The following is a 1,021-nucleotide window of genomic DNA, read 5'->3' as shown; positions in this document are numbered from 1 at the left end:
GGGGAACGGGCGCGGGCGGGTGGATTGCGGGTCGCGGGCCGCCTCGTACGGCCATACGGCCGTAGCGGTGGACCGGGTCGGTTACGGCAGGTTTGCGACAGTCGCATGTCGGCACAGCCCGGTCGGTCCCCATGGCGCACGGTTGGGCATACGGTGACCCCAGTCACCCGGAGAGTGATGTGCGTCACCCCGGGCCCGCCACAGCCACGACGGAGGGGTGCCCCGGATGCGGATTGCCACCACGGTCTTCCTGACGGACGAGACGATCAGCCCGGTCCGGCTCGCGCGCGAGCTGGAGCAGCGCGGCTTCGACGGGCTCTACCTCCCCGAACACACCCACATCCCGGTCAGCAGGGAGACACCCTCGCCCCAGGGCGGCACGCTGCCGCGCGAGTACGGGCGGGCCCTCGACCCCATCGTGGCGCTCTCCCAGGCGGCGGCCGTCACCGAACGGATCACCCTCGGCACCGGGGTCGCGCTGGTCGGCCAGCACGACGCGATCCACCTCGCCAAGCAGGCCGCGACGCTGGACCACGTGAGCGGCGGCCGTTTCACCCTGGGCATCGGCTTCGGCTGGAACAAGGAGGAGGCCGACGACCACGGCGTGCCCTGGGCGAGACGGCGCTCGCTCGTGCGCGACCGCATGGCCCTCATGCGGGCTCTGTGGAGTGACGAACCCACCTCCTACGAGGGTGAGTTCGGCTCCGTGCGGGCGAGCTGGGCACACCCGAAGCCGGTGCGGCAGCCGCGCGTCCGCAAGAACGCGTCCCCGCTGGTGGGGCCACGCGTACTGATCGGCGGGGCCGCGGGCCCCGGGCTGTTCTCGCATATCGCGGAGTACGCGGACGGATGGCTTCCGGTGGGCGGCAGCGGGTTGCGGGAATCCATCCCGCTGCTGCGGCGGGCCTGGGAGGACGCGGGGCGGGCCGGCGAGCCGGAGGTCGTGCCGTACGCGGTGCGGCCGTCGGCGGGGAAACTGGCGCACTTCGCGGAGATCGGGTTGCGGGAGGTGGTGGTGGGG

1 protein-coding gene is annotated in these 1,021 nt (G+C 73.0%); it reads left to right on the top strand.

Features of this window, described 5'->3' with window-relative positions:
* Positions 1-226: 226 nt before the first annotated feature.
* Positions 227-1,021 (top strand): LLM class F420-dependent oxidoreductase (locus K6I34_RS37375; RefSeq protein ID WP_229332458.1); only part of this gene is annotated, 795 nt, incomplete at its 3' end.

The sequence above is a fragment of the Streptomyces sp. UNOC14_S4 genome, from assembly GCF_020740835.1.
In the GTDB taxonomy this organism is placed as follows: Bacteria; Actinomycetota; Actinomycetes; order Streptomycetales; family Streptomycetaceae; genus Streptomyces.
The sequence above is the reverse complement of the archived record's forward strand: the minus strand, read 5'-3'. Positions and strand labels throughout refer to the sequence as shown.